This window comes from Peptoniphilus obesi ph1, from assembly GCF_000311865.1.
Classification (GTDB): domain Bacteria; phylum Bacillota; class Clostridia; order Tissierellales; family Peptoniphilaceae; genus Peptoniphilus_E; species Peptoniphilus_E obesi.
The window spans coordinates 21,225-27,490 of record NZ_HE978583.1 but is presented as its reverse complement, the minus strand read 5'-3'; the positions used below and the strand labels follow the sequence as shown (position 1 = coordinate 27,490).

8 protein-coding genes are annotated in these 6,266 nt (G+C 29.5%); all 8 read left to right on the top strand.

The window, feature by feature from the left end:
- The first annotated feature begins 469 nt into the window (after positions 1 to 469).
- A complete protein-coding gene (locus HGPB_RS07890; RefSeq protein ID WP_019133146.1) occupies positions 470 to 1,414 on the top strand; it encodes a D-2-hydroxyacid dehydrogenase in 945 nt (314 codons plus the stop codon).
- Between the two features lie 86 nt (positions 1,415 to 1,500).
- Positions 1,501 to 2,343, top strand: a complete 843-nt coding sequence (gene ispE, locus HGPB_RS07885) for a 4-(cytidine 5'-diphospho)-2-C-methyl-D-erythritol kinase (RefSeq protein ID WP_019133145.1) — start codon at positions 1,501 to 1,503, stop codon at positions 2,341 to 2,343.
- Positions 2,336 to 3,010, top strand: a complete 675-nt coding sequence (locus HGPB_RS07880) for a hypothetical protein (protein WP_019133144.1) — start codon at positions 2,336 to 2,338, stop codon at positions 3,008 to 3,010. The genes ispE and HGPB_RS07880 overlap by 8 nt, the downstream gene beginning before the upstream one ends.
- 45 nt (positions 3,011 to 3,055) lie before the next feature.
- Positions 3,056 to 3,430: a metallopeptidase family protein gene (locus HGPB_RS07875; RefSeq protein WP_019133143.1), complete on the top strand. Its 375-nt coding sequence runs from the start codon at positions 3,056 to 3,058 to the stop codon at positions 3,428 to 3,430.
- Positions 3,427 to 4,269: a DnaJ domain-containing protein gene (locus HGPB_RS07870; RefSeq protein ID WP_019133142.1), complete on the top strand. Its 843-nt coding sequence runs from the start codon at positions 3,427 to 3,429 to the stop codon at positions 4,267 to 4,269. The genes HGPB_RS07875 and HGPB_RS07870 overlap by 4 nt, the downstream gene beginning before the upstream one ends.
- Positions 4,270 to 4,277: 8 nt before the next feature.
- Positions 4,278 to 4,892, top strand: coding sequence for an epoxyqueuosine reductase QueH (locus HGPB_RS07865; protein WP_019133141.1), 615 nt, complete (start codon positions 4,278 to 4,280; stop codon positions 4,890 to 4,892).
- Positions 4,893 to 4,918: 26 nt separating this feature from the next.
- Positions 4,919 to 5,677, top strand: a complete 759-nt coding sequence (locus HGPB_RS07860) for a ZIP family metal transporter (protein WP_019133140.1) — start codon at positions 4,919 to 4,921, stop codon at positions 5,675 to 5,677.
- An 86-nt stretch (positions 5,678 to 5,763) separates the two neighbouring features.
- A complete protein-coding gene (locus tag HGPB_RS07855) occupies positions 5,764 to 6,234 on the top strand; it encodes a glutathione peroxidase (RefSeq protein ID WP_019133139.1) in 471 nt (156 codons plus the stop codon).
- The last annotated feature ends 32 nt before the right edge of the window (positions 6,235 to 6,266 follow it).

Below are 6,266 nucleotides of genomic sequence, written 5' to 3'. Positions count from 1 at the left end.
AATTTTCGGGGTTTTTTATTTGCCTAAAATTACTCTTTAAAATTTATTAGATTTTTGATTTGTTTTTCTATAATCTATGTAAAATATAAAATATTGTGTAAATTTTGCTAGTACAATATTTTTATTAATTTGCTTATTATAAATATTATTGATTTATAGCTAAATAAAAATTATTATTCATGTTGCAAGATTAAATTTATATATAGTCTTATTTATAGAAATAAATTTAATTATTTTTATTTTTAAGGCTTTTATTTTAAATATGTTGTTAAATTTAAAATTATTTTTATTAATTAATTTATTTGGTGTAAGTATTAAAATAAATATGATACAATATTTATGAAATATTTACAATTTTGTTATAAGAATAATTTTATATTATAATAAAATCATATTGAAAAGTAGCCGAACTTGGGTTACAATTGAGATTAGGAATATTACTGAAAAAGTGAAAGGGAGAGATAATTTAATGAAAGCTTTAATAGTAGATTATGTTTCTGATATTATTGAAAAAGAGCTTAAAGAGCTTGGCTTCGAAGTAGATAAGGAAATGCTACCTACTTCAGAAAAACTAGCAGAAATAATTGCACCATACGACCTATTAGTAATGAGAGTAGACCCATTTATTGACAAAAATGTTTTAGATTCAGCCAAGAATCTTAAAGCAATAATGGTAGGTTCTACTGGTACTAACCATATTGATCTAGAATATGCAAAAGAAAAAGGTATAGAAGTATGTAACTCACCTGGACAAAATGCTAACGCAGTTGCTGAACTAGTTTTCTGTAAAGCACTTGATTTATATAGAAATTCTTACCAAGCACAACATGAAATCAAAGAAGATGGTATTTGGAACAAATACAGATGGATTGGTAGAGAACTTAGAAACAAAACTATGGGTATAGTTGGTTTCGGAGCAATCGGTAGAAGAGTTGCTGAAATTGCAAGAGTTTTCAAAATGGATGTTGTTGCATATGACCCATTCTACAAACCACAAAACAATGATTTTGATTTCGTAGAATTACTTGATTTTGACGAACTATGTAAAAGAGCAGACATTATAACACTTCACCTTCCATTAACTCCAGATACTAAAAATATGATTTCAGATAAACAAATGGAAGAAATGAAAGATGGTACAGTTCTAATCAATGCTGCACGTGGTGGTATAATTGATGAAGAAGCTCTTTACAAATACATCAAAAATGGTAAATTAGGTGGAGCTAACCTAGATACTTTAGCTGACGAACTTGGATCTGGCGGATTAGATACTCAAGATGTTAAAGTTTCTTCTCCATTATTTGAACTTGATAGAGTTTATGTAACTCCTCATATCGGTGGATCAACTATAGATGCTCAAGATGATATCGGTAGAGTAGTTATGACAAATGTTAAAAAAGTATTTAATCTTTAATTTTAAGATAAAATAAGAGATTATAATCAAGACCTTGAATATTCAAGGTCTTTTTTATTTGTGTTATAATTAGCTAGAGGTTGATTATGAAATTAAAAGCATATGCAAAAATAAATTTATCCTTGGATGTAATTAGAAAAAGAGAAGATTCTTATCATGAAATAAAAACAATAATGCAAAAAATTTCTCTCTATGATGAGTTAGAATTTAAAAAAATTGATAAGGGTTTTAATTTTATTTGCCAAGATAAATCTTTACTTACTGAAGATAATTTAATCCACAAGGCTCATAGGGCCATGGAAGCTTATTGCAAAAGATCTCTTCCTCTTGAAATAAGTCTTAAAAAAAACATTCCAATTGGAGCAGGCCTTGCAGGCGGAAGTTCAGACGGAGCAGCTTGTATGCTTGCTTTAAATGAGCTTTATAATTTAAATCTTAGCATGGAAGAATTGTCTGAAATTGGTCTTGGACTTGGGGCAGATTTTCCTTATATGCTTAGGATGGGAACTTATCTTGCGACTGGGATTGGAGAAAAGCTTGAAAAAATTTCTGATTTTTCAAATTTTCATATTTTGATAATTAATCCAGGCTATGAAGTTTCGACTAAGGAAGTTTATTCAAATTTAAAATTAGATAATAAGAGAATTGACTTTGATAGTATTATAAAATATCTAGGGAATAAAGATTTTTCATCTTTAAAAAATGTGTTTGAAAATAAGATGGAAAAATACGTTTTTGAAAAAAATCCAGATTTGAAAAAACTAAAAGATAACTTAAATAAAAAAGGACTTTCTCTTATGTCTGGGTCAGGGCCGACTATATTTTGCATTTTTGATTCAGAGGATAAACTAGACCTGGCATATGAGATGTATAAAGATAGCTATAAATATGTTTATAAGGCTAAAACTATAGGTGAAAACTATGATTAATAAAATCTTATATTTAGATGATGGACTTGGGGCCATAATGTCTTGCCAGGAATTTAAAAAACATTTATCTTGTAATTATGACTTGCTTGTTGATAATGTAAATTATCCTTATTCCTTGAGATCTGGCTTAAAAAATCATTTAAATAAGGCCATAGATTTATTTGATTTTGAATATATTTTAACTACAAATCCAACACTTGCTCTTTGCCTAGATAATAAAAATCTAATAGATGGACTAGATAGCTTTTATGGTTTGCTAGAGCCTAAGGACCTGGTCATAACTAATAAGAGATTTAAAAATCATCTAGAAAAAGAAAGAAAAGATATAAGCTTAATTGATGGGCAGCTTTTATCAAATCAAATCCAAATATTTACAAGTCCTATTTATATTGTCGATAATATTTTAAAGTCTTATATTGGAGATGAAGATAATATCTATTTTATGGACACTAATTTTTATATAGTAAAAGATTATATAAAAAAACTTTACCCGAATAGAAATTTAGTTTTTATACAAGATTTAATAATAGACCAGCTAAAGGAAAAGAAAAGTCTTTCACAGGGCAGAATTAAGAGGTATCTTACAGGATATAGAAGGTCAGTTTATTTAAATTTAGAAGAAAAGTACAAGGCTAGTTTTATCGATATCAAAGAGCTTAGATTTTAAGCATCTTTTATTTTTGAAAGGAGCGGCAGCTAGGTCTGCCTTTTTATGATGGGAAATTATAGCTACGATGAATTTTCAGATTTAGTTGAAGAAGTTTATGACGAATTTGACAAAAAATATTTTGATGGACTAAATGCTGGAATAATTATAGAAGAAAATATATTTTATCATCCAGAATCAGTAGATGATGACCTTATAGCACTTGGAGCCTATAGGAGAGATCTTTTGGGAAATTCAATAGTAATATATTATGGGTCATTTATGAAAATGTTTGGCTATTTAGAAAAAGAAGATTTAAAAGAAAAAATCAAATCAACTCTTGGCCACGAGCTAACTCATCATCTAGAATTTTCTGCAGGAGAGAACGGACTTGAAGTGGAAGATCTTGAATTTATCAATAAATACAAGGAGACAAAATGACAAAAATTTTAGGATATTTTTATAAGGGAATCGGAGGAATAATAGACTATCTTTTGAGATTTCTTATTTTTATAGTGAATATTTTAGTTACCGTTTTTTCATCTTTTAGACAAATGATCGCACTTTTGTTGTCTATGGGTGGTTGTCTGTTGGTAATTTTACTTTTTAATAGCTATTTGCTTTATGGTTTGGCAAGAAAACCGGGCCTACTTCTTCTTATTTTCTTGTCTTTGATAGTGCCATTTATTGGAACAATTGCAGTATCTTATTTAAAATATATTCACTATATAGCTACTGAATATTTTTATGATAAGGCTGATTATTATTTGTTGGGTAGGAAGAAATCTTTTGAAAAGATGGAAGACTATGGCAAAAAATATAGGGAAAATCTAGAAAAAGAAAGACAAAAAAGAGCCGAAGAAGAAAGAAAAAGAAGAGAAGAAGAATACAAGAAAAGATTTGAAAATTTTGGTGGAACTTACTACACTTTCAACGGTTTTGAGGATTTTGAAGAATTTTTCAGACAAGCTGGGGGTCAAAGCTATGGCAATTATGGTGATTATGGAAATTATAATCAAGGTTATTACAATCAGGGATCATCTTCTGGATCTAGTCCATTTTCATCTTTTAAAGACCAATATGAAAAAGCCTGCGACACTTTGGGAGTTTCCTACAATGCAGATAAGTATGAAATCAGACTTGCCTATAGAAAACTTGCAAAGATTTACCATCCTGACATAAATAAGGAAGAAGGAGCGACTGAAAAGTTCCAAGAAATAAACAATGCCTACGATTTTCTATCTGATCAAAACATACAAAGATATAAAAACTTGAATTAGGTGATTTTTTGCAAAAATTAAATTACAACAATGAAATGAAAAAAATAATAAAAAGTCTAAATGGATCAAGACCTAAATTATTGCTACACGCTTGTTGTGGGCCTTGCTCTAGTGCAGTTCTTGAAAGATTAAATGAAGCATTTGATATAAGTGTTTTATTCTACAATCCAAATATTGATACGTCAGATGAATATTTTTATAGATTAGAAGAACTTAGAAGACTTATAGATGAGATGGATTTAAAAGTTGAAACAATTGATCCTAGTTATAATAGTCAAGAATTTTATGATGCAGTTAAGGGCCATGAAGATGATAAGGAAGGCGGAGCAAGATGTAGCATCTGCTTTAAATTAAGACTTGATGAAGCTGCAAAATATGCAAAAGAAAATAATTTTGACTATTTTACAACAAGCCTATCCATAAGTCCTTACAAAAATGCCCAATTATTAAATAAAATTGGAGCGGTTTGTGGAGAAAAATATGGAGTAAATTATTTATATTCTGATTTTAAAAAAGAAAATGGCTACAAAAGATCAATTGAATTATCAAAAGACCATCATCTTTATAGACAAGATTATTGTGGTTGTAGCTTTTCTAAAAAAGAAAGATTAGAAAGCCTATAATTTATTAATGAATATAAGGAGATAAAATGAATTGGACAATATTTTTGGGTTTAGTTTTGCCTGGTTTGATGACCGGAGTTGGAGCTATTCCTATATTTTTCACAAGAAAAGTTTCAAGAGGGCTTCTTGATACTTTCTTAGGAGGGGCAGCAGGAGTTATGCTTGCGGCTTCTTGCTTTTCTTTAATTATTCCAAGTATCGAATATGGCGGAGGAGATTTTAAGGCTGTCATGATTTGCTCGCTTGGAATATTTATGGGAGCTTTTTTAATTGATATGATAGATAAATTTGCTCCCCATGAACACTTGATAAATAAAAAAGTTGAAGGTAAAAACACAGAAAGTTTATCTAAAATATGGTTGTTTATAATAGCGATAACTATCCATAATTTCCCAGAAGGACTTGCAACTGGTGTAGGATTTGGGACAGATGATATTTCTAATGGGGTCGCAATAGCTTTTGGAATTGCATTACAAAATATGCCAGAGGGTTTAGCAGTTGCCTTATCTCTAGTAAGAGAAGATTATTCTGTTAAATTTTCTTTCTTAATTGCATTACTCACAGGACTTGTAGAACCTATTGGAGCCTTTCTTGGCTATGGTTTGGTACTTATTTTTGAACCAGTTTTGCCATTTATACTTGCCCTAGCAGGTGGAGCTATGCTTTTTGTTATTAGTGATGAAATCATCCCAGAAACTCACAGTAGGGGTTATGAAAGACAGGCAACCTATGGAATAATCATAGGATTTATTGTCATGATGATTCTTGACATACTCTTGGGTTAATAAAAGGGCTATCTTTTGATAGTTCTTTTTTTATTTTGGGGTAATATTAAAATAAGCTTATAATTTTAGTAAAGAAGGAGATATAGATGATATACGATTTTACAGTAAAAGATATACAGGGAAATGATTTATCTTTAGAAAAATTTAAGGGAAAAGTTATGCTTATCGTAAATACTGCTAGTAATTGTGGGTTTACAAAGCAATATGACGGACTTCAAAAATTATATGAAAAATATAAAGACCAAGGCTTTGTAATCTTAGGATTTCCTTGCAACCAATTTGGAAAACAAGAACCAGGAGATGAAAAAGAAATTGCAAACTTCTGCACAGATACCTTCAATGTTACTTTTCCAATGATGTCAAAAATTGAAGTAAATGGAGAAAATACTCATCCACTTTATAAATTCTTAAAAAAAGAAAAGGGTGAGGTCCTAGGAGATGAAATCAAATGGAATTTCACAAAGTTTTTAGTGGATAAGGAAGGAAACTTAGTAGATAGATTTGCTCCACAAAAAACTCCAGAAGAAATAGAAGATGATATAAAAGAATTATTATAAGATATAAAAAGTCGGCATAGAGATTATGATGT

Excerpts from the sequence above, each read along its gene's own strand:
- HGPB_RS07890 (WP_019133146.1), top strand. The coding sequence starts at position 470 with ATGAAAGCTTTAATAGTAGATTATGTTTCTGATATTATTGAAAAAGAG.
- ispE (WP_019133145.1), top strand. The coding sequence starts at position 1,501 with ATGAAATTAAAAGCATATGCAAAAATAAATTTATCCTTGGATGTAATT.
- HGPB_RS07880 (WP_019133144.1), top strand. The coding sequence starts at position 2,336 with ATGATTAATAAAATCTTATATTTAGATGATGGACTTGGGGCCATAATG.
- HGPB_RS07875 (WP_019133143.1), top strand. The coding sequence starts at position 3,056 with ATGATGGGAAATTATAGCTACGATGAATTTTCAGATTTAGTTGAAGAA.
- HGPB_RS07870 (WP_019133142.1), top strand. The coding sequence starts at position 3,427 with ATGACAAAAATTTTAGGATATTTTTATAAGGGAATCGGAGGAATAATA.
- HGPB_RS07860 (WP_019133140.1), top strand. The coding sequence starts at position 4,919 with ATGAATTGGACAATATTTTTGGGTTTAGTTTTGCCTGGTTTGATGACC.
- HGPB_RS07855 (WP_019133139.1), top strand. The coding sequence starts at position 5,764 with ATGATATACGATTTTACAGTAAAAGATATACAGGGAAATGATTTATCT.